Genomic DNA, 22,590 nt, shown 5'->3' with positions numbered 1-22,590 from the left:
CGTGGTGACGGCTGCCACCAGCGTGGCGGGAGCGCCCACGTACGCGTAAGTGGCCACTGGGGGTTCACTCGGGGCGCGCGCCGCACGCGCGCTGTTCACGCCCTGTGCTGGATCACTCGCGCTCCGCTGCCACCCGGGGGCGGTCGGCATCCGGAGTCCTCCCGTCGCCCGCCGGGAGCGTGCGCAGCTTCCCGGCCGGGCCGAGGAGCGGCCACAGGCCGGAGGCGAGCAGTCCCGCCGCGGAGACCACGAGCGTGGTCCGCAGGCCCAGGGGGCCCGCGCCCAGCGCCCCGGCCAGCAGCGCGCCGAAGGGCTCCACGCCCCAGCTGACGAACCGCACCGAGCCGGTGACCCGGCCGAGCATGTGGCCGGGCACCAGGGCCTGCTTGATGGACTCGCTCAGGACCAGGTTCACCACCACCGCCAGCACCCAGCCGAACTGCGAGAGCCCGACCAGCACCAGCGCGGTCGCCGTCCCCCGGCCCTCGGCGAGCGGCACCAGCAGACCGGCGACACCGGGGGCCGCGTACGCGAACGCGAGCGGCAGGCCGTAGCCGAACCGGCGGCTGATCCGGGCCGCCGCCGCCGAGCCGAGCAGCGCGCCGACGCCGCCCGCCGCGCCGAGCACACCCAGCAGTGCCGGGCTCAGGTCCAGCGTCTTCACCACGTACAGCACGTACAGCGCGTAGAACATCGAGGTGAAGAAGTTGAAGTGGGCGGCGGCCAGCGCCAGGGAGCGCTGCAGCGGGTCGCGCATCAGCAGCTTCAGCCCGGCCGATGCGGCCCGGAAGCGCTTCTCGAGGGGCTCTTCCGGAGGCGTCGGGTCCGCCTTCGGCAGGCCGCGCAGCGCCAGGGCGCTGCCGGCGTGGCTGACCGCGTCGACCAGGATCGCCAGCGGTGCGCCGAGGACCTGCACCAGCACACCGGCGAGACCGGGACCGGCGACGTCGCCGACCGCCGAACTCCCCTCCATCCACGAATGGGCGTCGTCGAGCTGCTTCCTGCCGACGAGCCGCGGCAGGTAGGCGGACATGGCGCTGTCGAACAGCAGGCTGAATGCGCCGACCGCGAAGGTCACCGCGAGCAGCGCCCAGACGGTCAGCAGGTCCGTCAGCCACAGCACCGGTACCGCGGTCAGCGCCAGGGCCCGGGCCGCGTTGCAGAACTGCAGGACCCGGCGGCGCTCGAAGGAGTCCGCCCACACACCGGCCGAGAGGCCGAAGAGGAGCGTCGCCGCCGAGCCGGCGGCACCGAGCAGGCCCATCTCCCAGCTCCCCGCGTCCAGGACGAGCACGGCGATCAGGGGCGTCGCGAAGTACGTGATCTGCGAGCCCGCGAGGGAGAGGGTCTCTCCGGTCCAGAGCCGGAAGAAGCCGGTCTCCCGGAGCTCGGTGAAGGTGGGCATCGGGGTCCTCGGCAATCGGTGGTGCGGATGGTGCAAGTCCTGCAGAAGGTGCAGATGGCGCAGGTGGCGCAGGTGGTTTGAGTAGTGCAGGTGGTGTGGCTGCTACGGGGCGCCTCGGCCGAGGCCGGCCTCCGCGAGCAGCCCGGACCGGCCCAGGTCGTCCAGGAGCCCGTCGGTGATCCGCTCGCCGTGTACGGAGGCCAGCTCGCGCCGGGTGAACGGCCGGCCGTCGAGGAGGTGCCCGAGCCGGGCGCGGGCGGCCGGCGGCAGGGTGATCCGCTCCCTGGTACGCAGGTTGACGGCGCGCAGCGGCCCGGCGGTGCCGTGCCCGCCGTCCGCGTCGGCCACGGTGCCGTCCGCGCCGGCCACGTAGAGGTCGAACTCCTCGACGGGAATGCGCAGGACGGCGTCCGGGGTGACCGGTACCCCGCGCGGCGGGGCTCCGGAGGTGCCGTTGATCCGGTCGGCGAAGGCGGCGTACCGGCGGTGGACCTCGGCCCGCTGCTCCGGGGACATGGCGGGATCGGCCCGGCCGGCCCGGCCGGCCCGGAACGGGAGGACCGACACGGCCCGGACGCAGTCCGCCACCTGCTCGACGTCCGCCAGGACCCGGAGCGCCTCCTCGTAGGTGGTGGACGGCAGGTCGGGGACCAGGCTTATGACCAGACCGACCCCCGCCGCGTGGGCCTCGCGCAGGAAGCGCCGGCTCTTCTCGCGGGCCGCGGACCCGCGTGCCGGCCCGGGCGGCCGCGTGCCGGTGGTCTCCATTCCGATGCTCAGGAACTCGCAGCCCGACTCGGCCATCAGCGACAGCAGTTCGCGGTCGAAGCGCCGGTCGGCCGTCACGGACGAGGACCAGGTGATGTCCGCCCCGCGCTCGATCAGGAGTCCGCTCATGCGCCGGGCGAAGGCGGGCGGGATCGACTCCGTGACGAAGCTGAAGCGGCGGGTGCCGTGTTCCTCCGCCAGGTGTTCCAGTTCGTCCACGAACCGGTCGGGGTGCCGGCCGCGGAACGGCGCCGAACCGCCGTACAGCCCGACGGCGCCGCGATGGTCGCAGGTGCTGTTCCGGTAGCAGCCCCGGGCCTGGGTGACGCCCAGCACCGGGTCGGACAGCCGGGCCATCGCCTCGGCCGGGAACACCGGCAGCGGCAGCGTGTTGAGGCCGGGTCCGGGCGCCGGGTCCCTGGTGTGCGGGGTGCCGTCCGGGAGCAGGCAGGACGCACCGGCCACCAGTTCCGGCTCCCACCGGCCCGCCTCCGCCTGCCGGGACAGGGCGAGCAGCGGGAACTCCCCGTCGAACCGGACGACGGCGTCCACCTCCGGGAAGTCGGTCAGCAGGGTTTCCAGCAGGTGCAGCGGCATCAGGCTGAGACAGGGGCCGCCCAGCACCACCCGGAGGTCCGGCCGCTCGGCCTTCAGCCGCAGAGCCAGCAGCAGCGCGGGCACCAACTGCGGTCCCATCGGCACCGATACGCCGACCAGCGCGGTCCGCTCGGGCACCACCGGGCGGCCTCCGGCCCCGGCGTCCGTCCCGCCCGGGTACCGGTCGTAGAACCGGCCGAAGATGCCGGATCCGGCGCGCTCCACGGCCGCACGGGACGGAGGCGCGCCGTCGGTGTCGATCCGGAAGGGCGCCGCCAGGGTCTCCACGATCCGCCCCGTGTACCGCCCCGCCCCGAACAGGTGCCGGCCGTCCCCGGCGAGCAGCCGCCCCGGCCGGCGCAGGGCCCAGCGGGCCGCCGAAGCGGTGTACGAGTCGCCGGGCACGCCCGGAACGCGGCCGGCCGCGAGCGGTTCCAGCTCCGTGGGGGAGAGCAGGAACTCGGCGAAGTCCTCGTTCATGTCGCGCTGCCACACCTCCACGCCGCGATGGCGCAGGAAGCCGGCGAGGACCGCGGTGGACGGGTAGAAGCTGCCGAAGTTGGACTCGGCCAGCGGCGGGAAGACCAGGCCGATCACCGGGGACCCGCCCAGCGGACCGGGGCCGGGCGGTGCCCGCCGGCGAACGGTCGGGCACCGGCGGGGAATTCTTCGGGGAATCCTTCGGGGAGGGAGGGAACGGCGGGGAGGGGCATGTCGGCTTCGCAATCCGGTCGGTGCGTCCGGGACGGACGCCGGGTGGGTGGGGGGATGCGTCTCAGGGGCGCGGTCAGCGGAGCGAGGTGTGGGGTGCGCGGCGCGGTGCGTGGCGCGCGGTCGGCGGCGCACGGTCGGCGGCGCACGGTCAGCGGTGCGCGGCCACCGCTCCGAAGCCGAGCGGCGGGATGATGCCGCTCGCCGTCATCCCGGCCGCCCGCACCCGGGGATCCGCCAGGTAGTGGGCGCGGACCCGGAACAGGGGCACCCGGGGTAGCAGGGCCAGCCACCGCTCCTCCGCCGCCAGCCAGGCGCCGGCCTCGGCGTCCCCGGTGGTCCGGCACGCCTCGTCGAACAGCCGCGTGAAGGTGGTGTCGGAGAACCCGGCGGCCCGGCCGGACCTCCCGCCCGGGGCCCACGGCCCCAGGAGCGCCGCCGGGTGCGGGAACCCGGCGGACGCCGGCGCGTACAGGAGGGCGTGGTCCCCGGTCGCGGCGGCGCGCACACAGGCGGCGCGGGGCAGGGCCCGCGGTCGCACGTCGAGCCCGAAGGCCTCCCGCAGCCGCGCGCAGATGCCCTCCACCACCGTGCCGTCGGGCACGGAATCCGCGTGGACCACCTCCAGCGGCCCGCCGCCGTAGGCGGCCCGCACCTCCCGGACCTCCGCCGGACCGGGCCCGGTCCCGGCCCGGCGGCCCTGGCCGCCCGGCCGGGCCGGACCGCCGCCGAGCAGCGCGGCGACCGGAGCGGGGGCCGCTTCGAGGAGCCCCCCGGTGCCGGCCGCCAGCGCCTCCGGGTCCAGCGCCGCCGCCAGGGCGGCCCGCAGATCCGGGTCGCGGCGCACCGCCGGAGCCCGCCGCCCGAACTCCAGGCCGGTGAAGACCGATACGGGCACGGTGACCAGGGCCGGATCACCGGCGTACCGCTCGGCGTCCGCGACGTCGAAGCCGGTCCTGGGAGTGGCCTGCACCCGTCCGGCACGGAAGGCCGCCACCGCCTCCGCCGGACCCGGTACGACGGGGAACTCCAGCCGCTCGGGCAGTGCGCCCCCGCCGGCCGCGTGGGGGTGCCGCCGGAACCGGGGACCGCCGTCCGGGCCGGTCCCGTCCGGCGCGTACGGACCCAGCACGGCCTCGGACCCGGGCCGCAGCGGAGCGAACCGGGGGAGGGTCAGCAGGGCGGGGAGGAAACCGGCGGCCCCGCCGGTCCGGACCTCGACCCTGCCGTCGGGGAGCTCCGCCGCGGCCGCGTCGCCCTCCGCCAGGAACCGCCCCGCCTGCCGGTCCCGCGCGGCGCCGTCGCGGATGCCGGCCACCAGGTCCCCGGCCCGCAGCGGGACTCCGTCCGACCAGCGCAGCCGCTCGTCGGGAGAGAACAGCCAGCGCCGGCCGCCGTCCACGGGTTCCAGGCCGCGCGCGGCGTAGGGCAACAGGCCGGTGCCGTCGGGCGCCTCGCGGCAGGGGGTGGCCAGCACGGCTTCCGCGACGAGACGGGCGTTGTGGTCGGCGGGGCGCCGGGGATCGTCGCCGAGAGGTACGGCGTCCAGCGCGAGGGCGAGGGCGTCAGGGGCCATCGGTCGGTCCTCCAGCGGGGCCGGCCGGCGCTCCGCGACCCCTGAGGAAACAGCGGGAGCAGCGCGAGCATCGGGAGCGGCGGACGGACACCATCTGGGTTCCAGAGGTGTCTCAGATGCGGTGCTTGCCGGCGGGCGGACCGGTCGGGATCCCGCGGCCGGAACCCGGCTCCTCCGCGAGCGCCTCCGCGGCGTCCTCCGGCACCCGGGCGGCCCGGGACCGGGCGGTCCCGGCGAGCTGGTGCGACACGGTTCCTCTCCTTCCGGAGTCCAGGGACGGAAACATCGGCCGCGGAGCGGAAGGGTCATTCCGCTCGGCGGCCGGCCCTGCCCACTCTGCCTCCGGCACGTGGCCCGAACCAGGAGTCCGCGCTGGCCCGAACCGGCCCTGACCCGAAACGTCCGGCCCGACCCCTTACGCCACCTCGGTCGCGCCCGTGTCCCGCTCCGGCAGCCACCCCTGGGTCGCCGCCAGCGCACCCGCCTGGAAGCGGCTGCGCGCCCCCAGCCGCTCCATCAGGGCACTGGCCAGCCGCCGGGCGGTACGCGGGGACACACCCAGCCGCTTGGCGATGGCCTCGTCGGTGAGCCCCTCCGCCAGCAGCCACAGCACCATGCGCTCCTGCCCGGTCAGCGCCTGGGCGTGCCCTCGCGGCTTCGGCGCCTCCCCGAGCGGGTCCGCCTCCTGCCACACCTGCTCGAAGAGCGCGCACAGCGCGGCGAGGACCCCGGCGCCGGACAGGATCGTGGCCCCCGCAGAGGAGTCCTCCGGATCCACCGGCACCACGGCCAGCTTCCGGTCCACGATGATCATGCGGGTGGGCAGCGAGGGCACGGTCCGCACCTGCGCGCCGCGCTCGGTCAGCCAGGCCGCGTGAGCCACGGTCGGCGGGCTGTTGCGGATGCTGTCCAGGTACACCGTGCGCATCCGCACACCGCGGTCCAGCAGCTGCTGGTTCAGCGGCTGCGCGGCCGTCCGGTTGGCCTCGGTCTGCGCCCCGTCCGGCGCGAAGGACAGCACTTCCTCACGCACGTCCCGGGTGATCTCCGCCAGCCGCAGCCGTACGGTCTCCACGCCGATCAGCACCTCGGCCGCGCGGTGCTCCTCGTACGGGCGCATGCGGTGGTACTCGGCGGCCAGCCGCGAGGCGAGCGCCTGGGTCTCCGCCAGCCGCTGCTGCTGGGCGGCGAGCTCGGCCCGCTGCCGGGCGAGCAGCGCGTCCATGCCCGCCTCCGGGTTCACCACGTGCACCCCGCCCGGGATCTGCGCCGAGCTGCGCAGCAGCGCCAGCGCGCTCAGCCGGTCCCGGGCCCGGCGTATCCGTTCCGGATCCCGGCCCAGCCGCCGGGCCAGGTCGGCCACGCCGTCGTGCGGGTGGAGCAGCATCGCCCGGTACACGTCCTGGGCGTCCTGGTCGAGTGCGAGCGCGGACCGGCCTCCGGGCTCCGCGGGTCTGCCGGGATGCCCGTCCGGCTGTCTCTCCGGGGGCCCGTCCGGGTGTGGGCCGACATGCGCCTCCGGCCGCGGCGGCGTCGCCCCGGTCTCCTCGGGTGCCCGCTCGGAGCGGTCGCTCCTGCGGGTCTCGGCCACGTCTCCTGGCACGCGTCTCAACCCCCCTTGCCGTCCGGGCAGGTCACGGCCGGGTCGGCCTGGCGCCCGCGTGCCCGTAGGTCGAGGCGGCGTTCGCTGATGTGATTCGCCCGGGGTCCCCCAGTAAGGAGTCAGCATCATGTCACGTCCGGCCTGTTCCGGTCCCGGCCGGAAAAGGCCACCGCCACGGCCTGTCCGCAGGCCGCCGCCGCCCGGCACAGTCTTCCGGGTGCTCCCGGTGCCCCCCACCGCCGGGGGCCCCGCCGGTGCACCGGCCGTCCGGGACGACTTGGGACATGACCCTTTGTGGCCAGGGCTTTCCTCTTCTCATGGGGCCCCGTCCGGCCGAGACTCCTGTCCAGTGCCGATGCTCGGCCCTCCCGGAAAGGTTCTGCCAGTGACACGCGTGAATCGCCCCTCCGCCCGCCGTGTGCTCGCCACCGCGACGCTTCTGCTGGCGGCTGCCGGGGCCGCCCTGGCCGCCCCCGCCGCGGCCGCCGAATCCCCGGCTCTCGAAACCCCGGCCGCCGCACAGCAGACCCAGCAGACCCAGCCCGCCGAACACGGGCAGCGGGGTCAGGTCCAGCACGAGCCCAAGCAGGACATGGGCTGGCAGTAGCCCGACGGGCGGCCGGGCCCGTGGCCCGGCCGCCCGTCACAGGCGCGAAGCAGGCGAAGCGTCAGCGGTAGTTCACGAACTGGATCGCGAAGTCCAGGTCCTTGCCCTTGAGCAGCTGCTGGACGGCCTGCAGGTCGTCCCGGCTCTTGGAGCTGACGCGCAGCTCGTCGCCCTGTACCTGGGCCTTGACGCCCTTGGGGCCCTCGTCGCGGATCATCTTCGCGACCTTCTTGGCGTTCTCCTGGGAGATGCCCTCCTCGATCGACGCGAAGATCTTGTACTCCTTGCCGGACAGCTGCGGCTCGCCGGCGTCCAGCGCCTTCAGCGAGATGCCGCGCTTGACCAGCTTGGTCTCGAAGACGTCGAGGACGGCCTTGACCCGCTCCTCGGAGTTCGCCTCCATGAGGATCTTCTCGCCGGACCAGGAGATGGAGGCCCCGGTGCCCTTGAAGTCGTAGCGCTGCGAGAGCTCCTTGGCGGCCTGGTTGAGGGCGTTGTCGACCTCCTGCCGCTCGACCTTCGAGACGATGTCGAAACTGGAGTCGGCCATGTGCTGTGGCTCCTTGAAGTCGGCTGCGATGTGTCCACGGGGGCGCGGACAGGAGTCCCCGACCCGCTCCGCAAAGCCTAGGGGGTCCCCTCCCCGCGGCGTCCGTCCCCGGCACTGATCAATCCGGTGGCGAAGCACCCCCGAGCATCGGGTATCGTTTACGTCGTTGCCGGAGAACACCGCGGAAAAGCGGGAAGCGAAGGCGACATCCCATGGCGGTGTGCCCGAGTGGCCAATGGGAGCGGACTGTAAATCCGTCGGCTTAGCCTACCCAGGTTCGAATCCTGGCGCCGCCACGCGATGTGAGACCCCCGTACACCTGCGGAAACGCAGTGGACGGGGGTCTTCTCGTATGCCCGGACGCATGCGTGCACGGACGCGTGCACGGGCGCGTGCCCGGACGGACGCATTCCCGCATCGTCGGCGGAGCCGGGTCGTTGACCACGCGTGAAATGGACTTCTGAGGCGCGAGGCGCCGTCGGTACCGGGGTGCTGGCCGCCCTGATCGCAGCCGGGGTGCCCGCCCTGGTCGGCGCACTGGACCAGGCCGAGAGCCGCCCGTACGCGGAGACCCGGCTCTATTTCGGGACGCAGCGGGCCGGCGGCGCGGAGATCGGGAAGGCGGAGTTCATGAGCTTCCTCGACCGCCAGGTCACCCCGGCCTTCCCCGAGGGGCTCACCCTCCAGGAGGGCTACGGGCAGTGGCGGGGCGAGGACGGGAAGATCGTGCGCGAGGCCTCCTACGAGCTGATCCTCCTGTACCCCGAGAAGAGCGCCGAGGAGCGCGGCCGCAGCATCGAGCGGATCCGCACCGCCTACCAGGACGAGTTCCAGCAGGACTCCGTCGGCCGGTCGGACGACCGGGTGTCCGTGGACTTCTGACGGCGGGCCCGCCCGGCTGGCGCGACCGGTCCGCACGCCGCCGGGCGCACGGCCGGCGCCCGGGCCGGACCTGACGGATTCCGCGCCGGTGCGGGCGGAGGCGTGCGCCGGCCCGGGCGGAGGCGCGGGCCGGCCCGGGCGGACGCGGTCCGGCCCGGCGGGCGTGCGGGCAGCCGGACCTGACGGATTCCCTCCCGCCCCCGCCCACCCCCGCCCACTTCACCCTCGCCCCGGGGGCTCCGGCGGAACCCCGGGGTCAGTTGCCGGCCACGTCCTTCACCGCGACGTCCACCGGCGTGCTCCCCGAGACCAGTTCCAGCGTCAGACCGGCCGTCGCCGGGGTCTCGACCAGCTCCGCCAGCACCGCTGCCACGTCCTCGCGCGGAACCGGGCCGCGGCCGGTGAACGCCTCCAGGCGGACCCGGCCGGTGCCCGGATCCTCCGTCAGCATCCCGGGGCGCAGGATCGTCCATTCCAGCCCCAGGCGGGTGCGGACGTGGTCGTCCGCCGCACCCTTGGCGCGCAGGTACACGTCGAACACCTCGGCACCCGGATGGTCCGCGTCCGCACCCATCGAAGAGACCATCAGGAACCGGCGCACCCGCGCCCGTTCGGCCGCGTCCGCGAACAGCACCGCCGCGTCCCGGTCCACGGTGTCCTTGCGCCTGGCCCCGCTGCCCGGACCGGCTCCCGCCGCGAACACCGCGGCGTGCGCGCCCTGCAGGACCGCGGCCACCTGCTCCAGGGACGCCGACTCCAGGTCGCAGAGCACCGGTTCGGCACCGGCCTCCCTCAGGTCGCCGCCCTGGGCCGGATCGCGGATGATGCCCGCGACCTCGTACCCGCGCGCCGACAGCAACCGCTCCAGCCGCAGCGCGATCCGACCGTGTCCACCCGCGATGACGATGCGCATGCCCCGACCGTACGACGACCGGCCCGCCGCCGCCCGGGAACACTCAGGGGCCTGGCTCCATACGGCCCTGCCGGGGGAGGTCCAGCGCCGCCGCCACCGCCGAGTCGCAGTACTCCCGCACCGCGCTGGTCCGCGCCACCACCCGGCCCCGGTGGATCACGATCCGGCTGTACGCCAGCGACAGGACCCCCGCGATCCCGTCCCCGCGCACGGCGAGCAGCTCCGCCGGGAACCCCGCCTCCACCCGGACCTCCGGCAGGCCCATCGCCGACCGGGCCGCCGCGCTGACCGCCTCGTACGCGTCGGCGGGCCGCAGCCCGCCCTGCGAGGAGAGCAGGTACGCCGCTTCGAGCGGATCCCCGCGGCCCACCGGATTGGCGGCGTCGCGCAGCGCCCCGCTGCCGGCCGCCACCCGCACCCCGGCCGCCCGCAGCAGCCGTACCGGGGCGCCGCGCGGGCCGCGCCGCTCCAGGGCGGCGCAGTCGCCCTGCGGCAGACAGGTGACCCGCACCCCGGCCGCGGCCAGCCGGTCGGCCGTGCGCGTCGCCATGTCCAGCGGGAGCCGGGACATCCCGCCGCAGGGGCCGATGGTGACCCCGGGGCGCAGTCCGCCCGCCATGGCCGCCAGCCGGGCCAGCCGGGCCGGATCGTCCCCGTCGGTGTGCAGGTCCACCGGGCAGCCGTGCTCGGCCGCGAGCTCCAGCACGGCCTCGATGAACCCGGTCGGGTCGGGGTCCAGGTCCGGGCAGCCGCCGACCACCGCCGCGCCCATCTTCACCGCGTCCCGGAGCATGGCCAGGCCGTCCGCGCCGGCCGCACCGGTCAGCAGCCGGGGCATGGCCACGGCCGTGAGGTCGGTCAGACCGCGCAGCGAGCGGCGCGCCTGGAGCACCGCCTCCATCGGGGCCAGCCCGTGCACGTCGCCGATCCGGACGTGCGAGCGGACCGCGGTCGCGCCGTGGCCGAGCTGCAGCAGGGCCGCCTCGGTGGCGCGGCGCTGCACCTCGTCGGCACCGCAGGCGGCGGGCCCCTGGGTGTCGGCGGTCAGCGCGGTGTCCCCGTGGGCGTGCGGTTCCGCGGGCGCGGGCAGCAGCAGGAAGCCGCTGAGGTCGACCCGGGAGGGGGTGGGGGCGGGCAGGCTCCCGGCGGTGCCCACCGCCTGGATCCGGCCGCCGCTCAGCCGGACGTCGACGGTACGGCCGTCGGTGAGGCGGGCGCCCGCCAGCAGCAGGGAGGTCGGCTCGGCGGCCGATCCGTGCGCGGAGCCGTGTCCGTGCGGGTGGCTGTCGGGCATCGCGCTCCTGCGGTGGCTCGGGCGGTCCCTGGGCCACGGCCCAAGATCACGCAGCGTGGTCAGAGCCTAGGGCGCGGGGCTGCGCCCTTCACGGAAGAGGCCAATAGTCGTACCGGTGTTGCGCCCCGGCCGGAGTGCCGCCGAGGGCGCCGGGACCCCCGTCGGAGGGCCCGCGCGCAAAGGATTTGGGCGATCGGCAGGAGGCCGTGTAATGTCTTCCCTGCTCGCCCCAATAGCTCAGTCGGTAGAGCGTCTCCATGGTAAGGAGAAGGTCTGCGGTTCGATTCCGCATTGGGGCTCTGGTGAGAGAGGTTCCCCGTCTTCGGGCGGGGAATTGATCACATCAAAGCGGCGTAGCTCAGTCGGTAGAGCAAGCGGCTCATAATCGCTGTGTCACCGGTTCAAGTCCGGTCGCCGCTACACGCAGTAGCCGATTGTGGGGTCGGTCCTCCGGTCGGCTACTCTTTTCTGCGTTCATCCGTCCATCTGTCCGTCAAGGAGCACTCACGTGGCTGCCACCGACGTCCGCCCGAAGATCACGCTGGCCTGCGTGGAGTGCAAGGAGCGGAACTACATCACCAAGAAGAACCGGCGTAACAACCCGGACCGTCTTGAGATGAAGAAGCACTGCCCGCGCTGCAACTCGCACACCGCGCACCGCGAGACCCGCTGACCCCAGCGAGTCTTCGGACACAAAAGGCACTGTCATGAGGTCGTCCCCTTTCCGGGGACGGCCTCGTGTCGTTTCCGCAGCACCTACCAGGAGGTAGCGATCCATGGCGCTCGACCAGTCCTTCGTGGGGCGGACCTATCCGCCCACCGATCCGTACGAGGTCGGCCGGGAGAAGATCCGCGAATTCGCGGAGGCCGTGGGTGACACCAACCCCGCCTACGCCGATCCGGAAGCCGCCAAGGAGCTCGGCCATTCCGATGTGATCGCCCCGCCGACTTTTGTGTTCGCGATCACCTTCAAGGCCGCCGGCCTGGTCATCCAGGACCCGCAGCTGGGCCTGAACTACGACCGGGTGGTGCACGGCGACCAGAAGTTCGCCTACACCCGTCCGGTGCGGGCCGGGGACCGGCTCACCGTGACCTCGACCATCGAGGCGATCAAGTCCCTCGCGGGCAACGACATCCTGGACATCCGCGGTGAGGTCCACGACGAGACCGGCGAGCACGTGGTGACGGCCTGGACCAAGCTCGTGTCCCGTGCCGCAGACGCAGAGGAGGCGTGAGATGACCGCGAAGATCGGTTACGCGGACGTCGAGGTCGGCACGGAACTGCCGGCGCAGACCTTCCCGGTGACCCGTGCCACCCTCGTCCAGTACGCGGGAGCCTCCGGCGACTTCAACCCGATCCACTGGAACGAGAAGTTCGCCAAGGAGGTCGGGCTGCCGGACGTCATCGCGCACGGCATGTTCACCATGGCCGAGGCGATCCGCGTGGTCACCGACTGGGCGGGAGACCCGGGCGCGGTCCTGGAGTACGGAGTGCGCTTCACCAAGCCGGTGGTGGTCCCCAACGACGACACCGGCGCGCTCATCGAGGTCAGCGCCAAGGTCGGGGCCCTGCTGGACGACAACCGGGTCCGGGTCGACCTGACGGCCACCAGCGCCGGGCAGAAGGTCCTGGGCATGTCCCGGGCCGTCGTACGGCTCGCCTGAGAGCAGGCGCACGCGCGCGGAGAGGCGCCCCCGCTTCCGGGGGCGCCTCTTTTCTCCCTTGACTAAGTTAGTGATTGAGTACTAACTTCGTTGCATGGTCAGGATGAGCGCAGAAGAGCGACGTGAGAGCGTCATCCGCGCCGCCGTGCGCGAGTTCGCGCAGGGCGGCTACTACGGCACGTCCACCGAGGCGATCGCCAGGCGGGTGGGGGTCTCGCAGCCGTACCTCTTCCGCCTCTTCCCCAACAAGCAGGCCATCTTCCTGGCCGCGTCGGGCCGCTGTCTGGAGAACACCCGCAGGGTCTTCGCCGAGGCCGCGGACGGACTGCACGGCGAGGAGGCCCTCCAGGCCATGGGCGAGGCGTACATCCGGCTGATCGCCGAGGATCCGGCGATGCTGCAGATGCAGCTCCAGATGTACGTCACCGTCGCCGCGTCCGAGGAGGCCGGCGACCACGAGCTCGGCGAGCTCGTGCGGGCCGGCTGGCTGGAGCTGTGGGACGCGGTCCGGATCCCGCTCGGCGGGGACGTCCGGCTGACCACGGAGTTCATGGCCCAGGGGATGCTCATCAACACCCTGTCCGCCATGGGCTTTCCGGCCGGTCACCGGATCTGGGACGGGTTCTCGGACGCGGTCGGCAAGGCGGCTGGTTCGGCTGGTTCGGCCGGTTCGGCCGGGGCCGGTTCCGCCGGTTCCGCCGGTGACGGGCAGGGGTGAGGTGCGGGGCCGTGCGCGGCCCGGCTCTCTTCTGCCCACAAAAGTTAGTCAGCGATAACTAACAACCTCAGGGGGAATCGTGAACGCATCGCAAGACGACCGGCGGAGCACCGGGCTCGGTCCCCGAGCCGTCTGGGCGCTGGTCCTCACCGGCGCCGCCGGCTTCATGGCGGCCCTGGACAACCTCGTCGTCACCACCGCCCTCCCCGCCATCCGGGCGGACCTCGGCGGCGGGCTGGAGGACCTCGAATGGACGGTGAACGCCTACACCCTCACCTTCGCCGTCCTCCTGATGTTCGGCGCTGCCCTCGGTGACCGCTTCGGCCGCCGCCGCCTCTTCATGGCCGGCCTCGCGGTCTTCACCGGCGCCTCCGCCGCGGCCGCCCTCGCCTCCGGCATCGAAGGGCTGATCGCCGCCCGCGCGGTCCAGGGCGTCGGCGCCGCGATCATGATGCCGCTCACCCTCACCCTGCTCACCGCCGCCGTCCCGGCCGCCCGCCGCGGCATGGCCCTCGGCATCTTCGGCGCCGTCAGCGGCCTCGCCGTCGCCGGCGGCCCGCTCATCGGCGGCAGCCTCACCGAACACATCTCCTGGCAGTGGATCTTCTGGATCAACGTGCCGATCGGCCTCCTGCTGATCCCGCTGGCCCGCCTCCGGCTCGCCGAGTCCACCGCCCCCGGCGCCCGCCTCGACCTCCCCGGCACCCTCCTCATCAGCGGCGGCCTCTTCGGCATCGTCTACGGCCTGGTCAACGCCAACGCGCACGGCTGGACCAGTGCCCGGGTCCTCACCGGCCTGATCGCGGGCACCGCGCTGGTCGGCGGCTTCGTCCTCCACGGCTTCCGCGCCAAGCACCCCATGCTCCCCATGCGGCTCTTCCGCGACCGGGGCTTCTTCGGCATCAACATCGCGAGCCTGCTGATGTACCTCGGCATGTTCGGCTCGATCTTCCTCCTCAGCCAGTTCCTCCAGGGCGTCGCGGGCTACTCGCCCACCGAGGCCGGCCTGCGCATGCTGCCCTGGACCGCGATGCCCATGGTCGTCGCCCCGCTCGCCGGCGTCCTCGCCGACCGGATCGGCGGCCGCCCGGTCGTCGCCGCCGGACTGGCCTTCCAGGCGGCCGGCCTCGCCTGGTTCGCGCTGATCCTCGACCCCGCGGTGTCCTACGCCGCCCAGCTTCCCGCGCTCGTCCTCAGCGGCATCGGCATGGCCCTCTACTTCGCCCCCGCCGCCCACGTGCTGATGTCCACCGTGGGCACCGCCGACCAGGGGATGGCCTCCGGCGCCAACAACGCCCTGCGCGAGGTCGGCGGTGCCCTCGGCGTGGCGGTCCTCGCCTCGGTGTTCTCCGCCCGAGGCGGCTACGAGTCGCCGTCGGCCTTCACCGACGGCACCGTCCCCGCCCTGTGGATCGGCGCCGCCGCCGTCGCGGTGGCGGCCCTGCTCGCCCTGCTGCCCGGCCGGCGGCGGACCGCACCGGCACCGGCCGCCGAGCCGGCCGTGGCCCTGGAGAAGGTGACCGCCCTGAGCTGACCCCCGGGACCGTACGACCCGCGAAGCGAAGCGACGTCCGAGAACCAGCACTCCGACACCCGTACGAAGGAGCCCCGCCATGCCCGGCATCCCGTGGATGACCCCCACAGCCCCGGCCTCGCCCGACACCGAGGTCTACGTCATGGCCTCCCGCTTCGAGACCCGGAGCCTGCTCGGCGCCCTCCGGTTCTTCCTCAAGGCGCCCGGCATCATCGGCCAGATCCGCAAGGCACCCGGTGCCCACGGCGCGGCCCTCCGCACCCGTGTCCCGCGCCGCACCTTCCTCACCCTGTCCGCCTGGCAGGACCGCGACGCCCTCTACCGTTTCGCGGCCAGTGAGCCGCACCGCACCAGCTCCCGTGCAGCCGCCGCGTACATGAAGGAGTCGGCCTTCACCTGCTGGACCGCGAAGGCGTCCGACCTGCCCATCGGCTGGGAGGAGGCCGAACGCCGACTCGCCGCGCAGCAGCAGGCCCGGCACTGATCCCCGGGACGTACGGTCCGTGGCCCCGCCGGGAAGCCGGAGCCGCGGACCGTACTCTTGTGCACGTGCAGGAAATCCACCACGCCCCCCTCGCCCCCCTGACCACCTTCCGCCTGGGCGGTCCGGCCGCCCGGCTGGTCACCGCGACCACCGACGAGGAGGTGGTCGCCACCGTCCGCGCCGCGGACGAGAGCGGCACGCCGCTGCTGGTCATCGGCGGCGGCAGCAACCTGGTCATCGGCGACGAGGGCTGGGCCGGAACCGCCCTGCGCATCGCCACCACCGGCTTCCACCTCGACGGCACCACGCTGGAACTCGCGGCCGGCGAGAACTGGAGCGAGGCCGTCGCCCGCACCGTCGCGGCCGGTCTCGCCGGCGTCGAGTGCCTCGCCGGAATCCCCGGCTCCGCGGGTGCCACCCCGATCCAGAACGTCGGCGCCTACGGCCAGGAAGTCGCGGACACCATCACCGAGGTCGTCGCCTACGACCGCACCAGCGGCGAGACCGTCACCCTCGGCCACGACGAGTGCGGCTTCTCGTACCGGCACAGCACCTTCAAGGACCGGCCCGACCGCTACGTCGTCCTGCGCGTCCGCTTCCGGCTGGAGGACGCCGGCGGCCTGTCCGCGCCGGTCAAGTACCCCGAGACCGCCCGCGCGCTCGGCGTCGAGGCGGGCGACCGGGTCCCGGCCGCCACCGCCCGCGAGACCGTCCTGCGGCTGCGCGCCGGCAAGGGCATGGTCCTCGACGCCACCGACCACGACACCTGGTCCGCCGGCTCCTTCTTCACCAACCCGATCCTCACCGAGGAGGCGTACGAAGCCTTCCTCGTCCGCGTCCGGGAGCGGCTCGGCGACGCGACGGTCCCGCCGGCCTACCCCGCCGGCGAAGGCAGGACCAAGACCAGCGCGGCCTGGCTGATCGACAAGGCCGGCTTCACCAAGGGCTACGGAACCGGCCCGGCGCGGATCTCCACCAAGCACACCCTCGCCCTCACCAACCGGGGCGGCGCCACCACCGAGGACCTGCTCACCCTCGCCCGCGAGGTCGTCGCAGGCGTGCACGCCGCGTTCGGCGTCACCCTGGTCAACGAGCCGGTGACGGTCGGCGTCAGCATCTGAGCGATGCACTGTCCCCTGCACGGGGCCGGCACGGACCCCACCCCCCTGGTGGGCCGCACGATCCGCAGAATCGTCGCGTCCTGGCACGTCACCGACGGGGAACGCTCCGAGGCCCCCCTCGACATCTGGCTCGTCGACAGCGAGGGCGAGTCCACCCGGATCACCACCGGCTCCGACGGCTGCCTGATCGTCGAGCGGTCCGAGCCGCACGCGTCGTACGACACCGGAGAGTGGGGCCGCATCGAGGTCGGTGAGGATCTTGGCGACCACCCCTTCCTCCGGCACCTCGGCGACACCGTCGCCACGGTCGCCGAATTCGCCGACCCCGCGGCCGGCCGGACCCTGCTGGAGATCGGCTTCGCCGACGGCGACCGGGTGCGGGCCGACTGCTGGGAGGGCGACCTGCGGCTCACCCGCCGACCCGTCTGAGCCCCACCGCGTCAGGACACGAGGGCGTGCGGGCGGCCGTATGTCAGGCGTCAGGACGTCAGGACGTGAGCCAGTGGTCGATCCCGGTCAGCAGCTTGGCCTGCACGTCCTCCGGAGCCGCCGAGCCCCGTACCGACTGCCGCGCCAGTTCCGCCAGTTCGGCATCCGTGAAGCCGTGGTACCGGCGGGCGATCTCGTACTGCGCGGCCAGCCGCGAGCCGAACAGCAGCGGGTCGTCGGCGCCCAGCGCCATCGGCACCCCGGCCTCGAAGAGGGTGCGCAGCGGGACGTCCTCGGGCCGCTCGTAGACCCCCAGGGCGACATTGGAGGCCGGGCAGACCTCGCAGGTGATCTGCCGCTCGGCCAGCCGCCGGAGCAGCCGGGGGTCCTCGGCCGCCCGTACGCCGTGGCCGACGCGCGCCGCGTGCAGGTCGTCCAGGCAGTCCCGGACCGACGCCGGGCCGGTCAGCTCCCCGCCGTGCGGGGCCGCCAGCAGACCACCCTCACGGGCGATGGCGAAAGCCCGGTCGAAATCGCGGGCCATGCCCCGGCGCTCGTCGTTGGAGAGGCCGAAACCGACCACACCGCGGTCGGCGTACCGCACCGCGAGCCGGGCCAGGGTGCGGGCGTCCAGCGGGTGCTTCATCCGGTTGGCCGCGATGAGCACCCGCATGCCGAGACCGGTGTCCCGGGACGCGGAGTCCACGGCGTCCAGGATGATCTCCACGGCCGGGATCAGCCCGCCGAGGTGCGGCGCGTACGAGGTGGGGTCGACCTGGATCTCCAGCCAGCCGCCGCCGTCCCGGACGTCCTCCTCTGCGGCCTCGCGGACCAGGCGCTGGATGTCCTCGGGGGCGCGCAGGCAGGAGCGGGCGGCGTCGTAGAGCCGCTGGAAGCGGAACCAGCCGCGTTCGTCGGTGGCCCGCAGCCTGGGCGGCTCGCCGGCGGTCAGCGCGTCCGGGAGCCGTACGCCGTACTTGTCGGCGAGCTCCAGCAGCGTCGAGGGCCGCATGGACCCGGTGAAGTGCAGGTGCAGGTGGGCTTTCGGCAGAAGCGTGAGATCGCGTACGTGCTCCATCCGGTGATCCTGCCGCATCCTCACCCGTTCGGCAGCCCGATTCCCTGAACGGGAGCTTGCCCGAACGCGAATACGAGGGGCGCGCGCCGCCCGGGCCCCGGCGGCGCCGTGAAACGCCGGAGCGGCGTCACCCCCGCCGGGGTGACGCCGCTCCGGGACTCGCCGCGGGCCGCTGCTAGGCCTTCGCCTCGGCGAGGAGCTTCTGGATCCGGGACACGCCCTCCACCAGGTCCTCGTCGCCCAGGGCGTAGGAGAGGCGCAGGTAACCCGGGGTGCCGAAGGCCTCACCCGGGACGACGGCGACCTCGGCCTCGTCCAGGATCAGGGAGGCCAGCTCGGCGGAGGTCTGCGGGCGCTTGCCGCGGATCTCCTTGCCCAGCAGGGCCTTGACCGACGGGTACGCGTAGAACGCGCCCTCGGGGGTGGGGCAGAGCACGCCGTCGATCTCGTTGAGCATCTTCACCATGGTCTGGCGGCGGCGGTCGAAGGCCTTCCGCATCTCCGCGACCGCGTCCAGGTCACCCGAGACCGCGGCGATGGCGGCCACCTGGGCCACGTTGGAGACGTTGGAGGTGGCGTGCGACTGCAGGTTGGTCGCGGCCTTGATGACGTCCTGCGGGCCGATGACCCACCCGACGCGCCAGCCGGTCATCGCGTACGTCTTCGCGACACCGTTGACGATGATGCACTTGTCGGCGAGGGCGGGCACCAGCACCGGCAGCGAGGTGAACTTCGCCTCGCCGTAGACCAGGTGTTCGTAGATCTCGTCGGTGAGGACCCACAGGCCGTGCTCGGCGGCCCACTCGCCGATCGCCTTCGCGTCCTCCTCGCTGTAGACCGCGCCGGTCGGGTTGGAGGGGGAGACGAACAGGACGACCTTGGTGCGCTCGGTGCGCGCGGCCTCCAGCTGCTCGACGGAGACCCGGTAGCCGGTGGTCTCGTCGGCGACGACCTCGACCGGGACACCGCCCGCGAGGCGGATGGACTCCGGGTAGGTGGTCCAGTACGGGGCCGGGACGATGACCTCGTCACCCGGGTCCAGGATCGCCGCGAAGGCGTTGTAGATCGCCTGCTTGCCGCCGTTGGTGACCAGCACCTGGGACGCGTCGACCCGGTAGCCGGAGTCGCGCAGCGTCTTCTCGGCGATGGCCTTCTTCAGCTCCGGCAGACCGCCGGCCGGCGTGTAGCGGTGGAACTTCGGGTCGCGGCAGGCCTCGACGGCGGCCTCGACGATGTAGTCCGGGGTCGGGAAGTCGGGCTCGCCCGCGCCGAAGCCGATCACCGGGCGCCCGGCGGCCTTGAGGGCCTTGGCCTTGGCGTCCACGGCGAGGGTGGCGGACTCGGAGATGGCGCCGATGCGGGCCGAAACCCGGCGCTCGGAGGAAGGCGTTGCAGAGGTCATGGTCCCAATCGTCCCAGACGGAAAACGGGCGCGGCACCTTGTTTCAGAGAGCGGACTGATCGCTTCAGGACAACCTTCCGGGGGAGCCCCGGAGACCTTCGGGGCAAGTCCCGGACACCCGCCGGGAGTACCCCGGACACGCTCCGCAGCCGTGCCCGGATCAATGTCGTTCGACGTCGGGCGCAGGAACACGTACACTCACCTGTCGTTGGCCCTCAGCAAGCGACGAGATCGCGTGCACACCGTGCATCCGCTCGGATGCTGTAGGTTGGGGGACGCAAAGGGTCGTAGCTCAATTGGTAGAGCACTGGTCTCCAAAACCAGCGGTTGGGGGTTCGAGTCCCTCCGGCCCTGCTCCACACTCCCTCGCCGGATGTGTGCGCAGGTACGTACTTCGATGCACCGCCGTGCGGCTCAACCGGGCGCGGCACGGCCATGACCCGGATTCAGGTGAGAGACGTGACGGACGCCCTGGGCTCCATCGACATGCCTGATGCCGAGGACGAGACCCGCGAGAAGAAGGCCCGTAAGGGCGGCAAGCGCGGTAAGAAGGGCCCCCTGGGCCGCCTCGCGCTTTTCTACCGCCAGGTCGTGGCGGAACTGCGCAAGGTCGTGTGGCCGACTCGCAACCAGCTGACGACGTACACCACCGTGGTGATTGTCTTCGTGCTCATCATGATCGGTCTGGTGACCGTGATTGACTATGGGTTCCAGGAAGCCATCAAGTTCGTCTTCGGCTGATCCCCGCGGAGGGCGGCGCCTTGATGGGTGCCGCCCGTTTTCGCATGTTCCACCCATTTTTGTATCCAGGAAGAAGCCGCCACCGTGTCTGACCCGAACCTGAACGTGAGCCACGACTCCGTCGAGTCCGTCGAGGACGAGCTCGACATCGTCGAGGCGGCGGACGCTGTGGACCCCGACGAGGCCGAGGCCGCCGACATCGAGGCCGGCGAGCCCGCCGAGGAAGCCGCGCTGCACACCGAGGCCGACGAGGACGAGGCCGCCGACGAGGTCGTCGAGACCGACGAGGACGAGGCTGCCGAGACCGACGAGGACGAGGTCGAGGAGACCGAGGCCGTCGAGGCGCAGGCGGAGGAGGCCCCCGAGGAGCCGGCCGAGCCCGTCGACCCGGAGCAGGCCCTGCGCGAGGAGCTCCGCACCCTCCCCGGCGAGTGGTACGTGATCCACACCTACGCGGGCTACGAGAAGCGCGTGAAGGCCAATCTGGAGCAGCGCGCCGTCTCGCTGAACGTCGAGGAGTTCATCTACCAGGCCGAGGTGCCCGAGGAAGAGATCGTCCAGATCAAGAACGGCGAGCGCAAGAACGTCCGGCAGAACAAGCTGCCCGGCTACGTGCTCGTCCGCATGGACCTGACGAACGAGTCCTGGGGCGTCGTCCGGAACACCCCGGGCGTCACCGGCTTCGTGGGCAACGCGTACGACCCGTACCCGCTGACCCTGGACGAGATCGTCAAGATGCTCGCCCCGGAGGCCAAGGAGAAGGCCGCCAAGGCCGCCGCGGAGGAGGCCGGCCTGCCGGCGCCCGCCGTCAAGCGCGAGATCCAGGTGCTGGACTTCGAGGTCGGCGACTCCGTCACCGTCACCGACGGCCCGTTCGCGACGCTGCAGGCGACCATCAACGAGATCAACCCGGACTCGAAGAAGGTCAAGGGCCTCGTCGAGATCTTCGGCCGCGAGACCCCGGTCGAGCTCAGCTTCGACCAGATCCAGAAGAACTGACCTTCTGGCCCACAGTCGTCCGAACAGGTCGGATCGCCCCGCAAAGGGCGGTCTGACCTGCTCGGTTTTAAGCCCCGCACCGATACCCGTTATCGTGGTGCGGTATGCCTCCATCCGGATGACCGGACGGCGGCTGGAAAACTCTCACTAGGACCCGGAGAGAGCAATGCCTCCCAAGAAGAAGAAGGTCACGGGGCTTATCAAGCTCCAGATCAATGCCGGTGCGGCCAACCCGGCCCCGCCGGTCGGCCCCGCGCTGGGTCAGCACGGCGTCAACATCATGGAGTTCTGCAAGGCCTACAACGCCGCGACCGAGTCGCAGCGTGGCATGGTCGTGCCGGTGGAGATCACGGTCTACGAGGACCGTTCCTTCACCTTCGTCACCAAGACTCCGCCGGCCGCCCGCCTGATCCTCAAGGCCGCTGGTGTGGAGAAGGGCTCCGGCGAGCCCCACAAGACCAAGGTCGCCAAGCTGACGCGCGACCAGGTCCGGGAGATCGCCACCACCAAGATGCCCGACCTGAACGCCAACGACCTCGACGCCGCCGAGAAGATCATCGCCGGCACCGCCCGCTCCATGGGCATCACGGTCGAGGGCTGAGTTCAGCCTCCCTGCATTACCCAGTGGTAGGGCCAAGCGCTGGTCCGCACCACGACTCCACACCTGAAGCAACAAAAACAGGAGCAGAAGTGAAGCGCAGCAAGACTCTCCGCGCTGCGGACGCCAAGATCGACCGGGAGAAGCAGTACGCCCCGCTCGAGGCCGTCCGTCTCGCCAAGGAGCTTTCGTCCGTCAAGTTCGACGCCACCGTCGAGGTTGCCTTCCGCCTGGGTGTCGACCCGCGCAAGGCCGACCAGATGGTCCGCGGCACCGTGAACCTCCCGCACGGCACCGGCAAGACCGCCCGGGTCCTGGTCTTCGCGACCGGTGACCGTGCTGCGGCCGCGGAAGCCGCCGGCGCCGACATTGTCGGCGACGACGAGCTGATCAACGAGATCGCCAAGGGCAACCGCCTGAACGAGTTCGACGCGGTTGTCGCCACCCCGGACCTCATGGGCAAGGTCGGCCGCCTCGGCCGCGTGCTCGGTCCGCGTGGCCTGATGCCGAACCCGAAGACCGGCACCGTCACCATGGACGTGGCCAAGGCCGTCACCGACATCAAGGGCGGCAAGATCGAGTTCCGTGTCGACAAGCACTCGAACCTGCACTTCATCATCGGCAAGGTCTCCTTCACCGATGAGCAGCTGATCGAGAACTACGGCGCGGCCCTGGACGAGATCCTCCGTCTGAAGCCGTCCGCCGCGAAGGGCCGGTACCTGAAGAAGGCCGCCCTGACCACCACCATGGGCCCCGGCATCCAGCTGGACCCGAACCGCACCCGCAACCTCCTCGTCGAGGAGGACCCGGCGGCCGTCTAGCCGGGCCGAGCCCTTCCGGCTCGCTGAGTGGCACCACGGGCCCCGCACTTCCGAACGGAAGCGCGGGGCCCGTTGCGTTGTGCCTGGGATGCGT

The 22,590-nt window shown here is 72.6% G+C and carries 24 protein-coding genes and 4 tRNA genes; 18 read left to right on the top strand and 10 right to left on the bottom strand.

The annotated features are described in order from the left end of the window. Window positions 1-112 precede the first annotated feature (112 nt). The 5 genes from ACGFQ9_RS18030 to ACGFQ9_RS18010 form a co-directional block, all read right to left on the bottom strand. Window positions 113-1,405: an MFS transporter gene (locus tag ACGFQ9_RS18030; RefSeq protein WP_393574739.1), complete on the bottom strand. Its 1,293-nt coding sequence runs from the start codon at window positions 1,403-1,405 to the stop codon at window positions 113-115. A gap of 102 nt (window positions 1,406-1,507) precedes the next feature. Continuing rightward, on the bottom strand, window positions 1,508-3,367 hold the full coding sequence (locus ACGFQ9_RS18025; RefSeq protein ID WP_393574738.1) for a B12-binding domain-containing radical SAM protein: 1,860 nt from the start codon (window positions 3,365-3,367) through the stop codon (window positions 1,508-1,510). 265 nt (window positions 3,368-3,632) lie between these two features. Next, on the bottom strand, window positions 3,633-5,057 hold the full coding sequence (locus tag ACGFQ9_RS18020; RefSeq protein WP_393574737.1) for an ABC transporter substrate-binding protein: 1,425 nt from the start codon (window positions 5,055-5,057) through the stop codon (window positions 3,633-3,635). A gap of 112 nt (window positions 5,058-5,169) precedes the next feature. Next, window positions 5,170-5,307, bottom strand: coding sequence for a hypothetical protein (locus ACGFQ9_RS18015; RefSeq protein ID WP_393574736.1), 138 nt, complete (start codon window positions 5,305-5,307; stop codon window positions 5,170-5,172). A gap of 165 nt (window positions 5,308-5,472) precedes the next feature. Then, window positions 5,473-6,660: a LuxR C-terminal-related transcriptional regulator gene (locus tag ACGFQ9_RS18010; protein ID WP_393574735.1), complete on the bottom strand. Its 1,188-nt coding sequence runs from the start codon at window positions 6,658-6,660 to the stop codon at window positions 5,473-5,475. Between the two features lie 385 nt (window positions 6,661-7,045). On the opposite strand from ACGFQ9_RS18010, the gene ACGFQ9_RS18005 reads away from it, so the two are divergent. Next, window positions 7,046-7,267 (top strand): hypothetical protein, encoded by a 222-nt coding sequence (locus ACGFQ9_RS18005; RefSeq protein WP_393574734.1) that lies wholly within the window; start codon window positions 7,046-7,048, stop codon window positions 7,265-7,267. A 61-nt stretch (window positions 7,268-7,328) separates the two neighbouring features. Here the strand turns inward: ACGFQ9_RS18005 and ACGFQ9_RS18000 are convergent, their stop codons facing one another. Then, window positions 7,329-7,817, bottom strand: a complete 489-nt coding sequence (locus ACGFQ9_RS18000; protein WP_393574733.1) for a YajQ family cyclic di-GMP-binding protein — start codon at window positions 7,815-7,817, stop codon at window positions 7,329-7,331. A 214-nt stretch (window positions 7,818-8,031) separates the two neighbouring features. Between ACGFQ9_RS18000 and ACGFQ9_RS17995 the strand changes: the two genes are divergently transcribed. Beyond that, a tRNA-Tyr gene (locus ACGFQ9_RS17995) sits at window positions 8,032-8,113 on the top strand. A 151-nt stretch (window positions 8,114-8,264) separates the two neighbouring features. Beyond that, window positions 8,265-8,699 carry a DUF3574 domain-containing protein gene (locus ACGFQ9_RS17990; RefSeq protein WP_393574732.1) on the top strand — a complete coding sequence of 145 codons (435 nt, stop codon included), beginning with the start codon at window positions 8,265-8,267 and terminating at the stop codon, window positions 8,697-8,699. A 256-nt stretch (window positions 8,700-8,955) separates the two neighbouring features. Here the strand turns inward: ACGFQ9_RS17990 and ACGFQ9_RS17985 are convergent, their stop codons facing one another. Beyond that, window positions 8,956-9,612: an SDR family oxidoreductase gene (locus ACGFQ9_RS17985; protein WP_393574731.1), complete on the bottom strand. Its 657-nt coding sequence runs from the start codon at window positions 9,610-9,612 to the stop codon at window positions 8,956-8,958. Between the two features lie 43 nt (window positions 9,613-9,655). Then, window positions 9,656-10,906 (bottom strand): amidohydrolase family protein, encoded by a 1,251-nt coding sequence (locus tag ACGFQ9_RS17980; RefSeq protein ID WP_393574730.1) that lies wholly within the window; start codon window positions 10,904-10,906, stop codon window positions 9,656-9,658. A 226-nt stretch (window positions 10,907-11,132) separates the two neighbouring features. Here ACGFQ9_RS17980 and ACGFQ9_RS17975 point away from each other — a divergent pair. The 10 genes from ACGFQ9_RS17975 to ACGFQ9_RS17930 all read left to right on the top strand — a co-directional run bounded on the left by ACGFQ9_RS17975 (window position 11,133) and on the right by ACGFQ9_RS17930 (window position 16,857). Next, window positions 11,133-11,205: transfer RNA gene (locus ACGFQ9_RS17975), tRNA-Thr, on the top strand. Between the two features lie 48 nt (window positions 11,206-11,253). Then, window positions 11,254-11,326, top strand: a tRNA-Met gene (locus ACGFQ9_RS17970). Window positions 11,327-11,414: 88 nt separating this feature from the next. Next, window positions 11,415-11,579 carry a 50S ribosomal protein L33 gene (gene rpmG, locus ACGFQ9_RS17965; RefSeq protein WP_003956487.1) on the top strand — a complete coding sequence of 55 codons (165 nt, stop codon included), beginning with the start codon at window positions 11,415-11,417 and terminating at the stop codon, window positions 11,577-11,579. Between the two features lie 103 nt (window positions 11,580-11,682). Beyond that, entirely contained in the window at window positions 11,683-12,141 is a 459-nt protein-coding gene (locus tag ACGFQ9_RS17960) for a MaoC family dehydratase N-terminal domain-containing protein (protein WP_393574729.1), read from the top strand. A gap of 1 nt (window position 12,142) precedes the next feature. Further along, the gene (locus tag ACGFQ9_RS17955) at window positions 12,143-12,571 is read left to right on the top strand and encodes a MaoC family dehydratase (protein ID WP_393574728.1); all 429 of its coding nucleotides are present in this window, start codon (window positions 12,143-12,145) and stop codon (window positions 12,569-12,571) included. A gap of 94 nt (window positions 12,572-12,665) precedes the next feature. Continuing rightward, window positions 12,666-13,289: a TetR/AcrR family transcriptional regulator gene (locus ACGFQ9_RS17950; RefSeq protein ID WP_393574727.1), complete on the top strand. Its 624-nt coding sequence runs from the start codon at window positions 12,666-12,668 to the stop codon at window positions 13,287-13,289. 79 nt (window positions 13,290-13,368) lie between these two features. After that, on the top strand, window positions 13,369-14,823 hold the full coding sequence (locus ACGFQ9_RS17945; protein WP_393574726.1) for a DHA2 family efflux MFS transporter permease subunit: 1,455 nt from the start codon (window positions 13,369-13,371) through the stop codon (window positions 14,821-14,823). A gap of 79 nt (window positions 14,824-14,902) precedes the next feature. After that, entirely contained in the window at window positions 14,903-15,307 is a 405-nt protein-coding gene (locus ACGFQ9_RS17940) for a DUF3291 domain-containing protein (protein ID WP_393574725.1), read from the top strand. 65 nt (window positions 15,308-15,372) lie between these two features. Continuing rightward, a complete protein-coding gene (locus ACGFQ9_RS17935; RefSeq protein WP_393574724.1) occupies window positions 15,373-16,428 on the top strand; it encodes a UDP-N-acetylmuramate dehydrogenase in 1,056 nt (351 codons plus the stop codon). Window positions 16,429-16,431: 3 nt separating this feature from the next. Beyond that, window positions 16,432-16,857, top strand: a complete 426-nt coding sequence (locus tag ACGFQ9_RS17930; RefSeq protein ID WP_393574723.1) for a hypothetical protein — start codon at window positions 16,432-16,434, stop codon at window positions 16,855-16,857. Between the two features lie 58 nt (window positions 16,858-16,915). On the opposite strand, the gene ACGFQ9_RS17925 is transcribed toward ACGFQ9_RS17930, so the two are convergent. After that, on the bottom strand, window positions 16,916-17,935 hold the full coding sequence (locus ACGFQ9_RS17925; protein WP_393574722.1) for an adenosine deaminase: 1,020 nt from the start codon (window positions 17,933-17,935) through the stop codon (window positions 16,916-16,918). Window positions 17,936-18,110: 175 nt separating this feature from the next. Next, window positions 18,111-19,337, bottom strand: a complete 1,227-nt coding sequence (locus ACGFQ9_RS17920) for a pyridoxal phosphate-dependent aminotransferase (protein WP_393574721.1) — start codon at window positions 19,335-19,337, stop codon at window positions 18,111-18,113. A gap of 281 nt (window positions 19,338-19,618) precedes the next feature. Here ACGFQ9_RS17920 and ACGFQ9_RS17915 point away from each other — a divergent pair. The 5 genes from ACGFQ9_RS17915 to rplA all read left to right on the top strand — a co-directional run bounded on the left by ACGFQ9_RS17915 (window position 19,619) and on the right by rplA (window position 22,496). After that, a tRNA-Trp gene (locus ACGFQ9_RS17915) sits at window positions 19,619-19,691 on the top strand. 105 nt (window positions 19,692-19,796) lie between these two features. Next, a complete protein-coding gene (gene secE, locus ACGFQ9_RS17910) occupies window positions 19,797-20,078 on the top strand; it encodes a preprotein translocase subunit SecE (protein WP_365106142.1) in 282 nt (93 codons plus the stop codon). A gap of 84 nt (window positions 20,079-20,162) precedes the next feature. Then, the gene (gene nusG, locus ACGFQ9_RS17905; RefSeq protein WP_393574720.1) at window positions 20,163-21,077 is read left to right on the top strand and encodes a transcription termination/antitermination protein NusG; all 915 of its coding nucleotides are present in this window, start codon (window positions 20,163-20,165) and stop codon (window positions 21,075-21,077) included. A 166-nt stretch (window positions 21,078-21,243) separates the two neighbouring features. After that, window positions 21,244-21,678 (top strand): 50S ribosomal protein L11, encoded by a 435-nt coding sequence (gene rplK / locus ACGFQ9_RS17900; RefSeq protein WP_030201618.1) that lies wholly within the window; start codon window positions 21,244-21,246, stop codon window positions 21,676-21,678. A gap of 89 nt (window positions 21,679-21,767) precedes the next feature. After that, the gene (rplA, locus tag ACGFQ9_RS17895) at window positions 21,768-22,496 is read left to right on the top strand and encodes a 50S ribosomal protein L1 (protein WP_393574719.1); all 729 of its coding nucleotides are present in this window, start codon (window positions 21,768-21,770) and stop codon (window positions 22,494-22,496) included. Window positions 22,497-22,590 lie beyond the last annotated feature (94 nt).

Origin of the sequence: Streptomyces sp. NPDC048603 (genome assembly GCF_043199475.1) — a bacterium.
In the GTDB taxonomy this organism is placed as follows: domain Bacteria; phylum Actinomycetota; class Actinomycetes; order Streptomycetales; family Streptomycetaceae; genus Streptomyces.
The sequence above is the reverse complement of the archived record's forward strand: the minus strand, read 5'-3'. Positions and strand labels throughout refer to the sequence as shown.

Bases quoted from the DNA above. Each gene is read 5' to 3' on its own strand.
- ACGFQ9_RS18030 (WP_393574739.1), bottom strand. From the start codon at position 1,405: ATGCCCACCTTCACCGAGCTCCGGGAGACCGGCTTCTTCCGGCTCTGG.
- ACGFQ9_RS18020 (WP_393574737.1), bottom strand. From the start codon at position 5,057: ATGGCCCCTGACGCCCTCGCCCTCGCGCTGGACGCCGTACCTCTCGGC.
- ACGFQ9_RS18000 (WP_393574733.1), bottom strand. From the start codon at position 7,817: ATGGCCGACTCCAGTTTCGACATCGTCTCGAAGGTCGAGCGGCAGGAG.
- ACGFQ9_RS17985 (WP_393574731.1), bottom strand. From the start codon at position 9,612: ATGCGCATCGTCATCGCGGGTGGACACGGTCGGATCGCGCTGCGGCTG.
- ACGFQ9_RS17980 (WP_393574730.1), bottom strand. From the start codon at position 10,906: ATGCCCGACAGCCACCCGCACGGACACGGCTCCGCGCACGGATCGGCC.
- ACGFQ9_RS17960 (WP_393574729.1), top strand. From the start codon at position 11,683: ATGGCGCTCGACCAGTCCTTCGTGGGGCGGACCTATCCGCCCACCGAT.
- ACGFQ9_RS17955 (WP_393574728.1), top strand. From the start codon at position 12,143: ATGACCGCGAAGATCGGTTACGCGGACGTCGAGGTCGGCACGGAACTG.
- ACGFQ9_RS17950 (WP_393574727.1), top strand. From the start codon at position 12,666: ATGGTCAGGATGAGCGCAGAAGAGCGACGTGAGAGCGTCATCCGCGCC.
- ACGFQ9_RS17940 (WP_393574725.1), top strand. From the start codon at position 14,903: ATGCCCGGCATCCCGTGGATGACCCCCACAGCCCCGGCCTCGCCCGAC.
- ACGFQ9_RS17930 (WP_393574723.1), top strand. From the start codon at position 16,432: ATGCACTGTCCCCTGCACGGGGCCGGCACGGACCCCACCCCCCTGGTG.
- ACGFQ9_RS17925 (WP_393574722.1), bottom strand. From the start codon at position 17,935: ATGGAGCACGTACGCGATCTCACGCTTCTGCCGAAAGCCCACCTGCAC.
- ACGFQ9_RS17920 (WP_393574721.1), bottom strand. From the start codon at position 19,337: ATGACCTCTGCAACGCCTTCCTCCGAGCGCCGGGTTTCGGCCCGCATC.
- rplK (WP_030201618.1), top strand. From the start codon at position 21,244: ATGCCTCCCAAGAAGAAGAAGGTCACGGGGCTTATCAAGCTCCAGATC.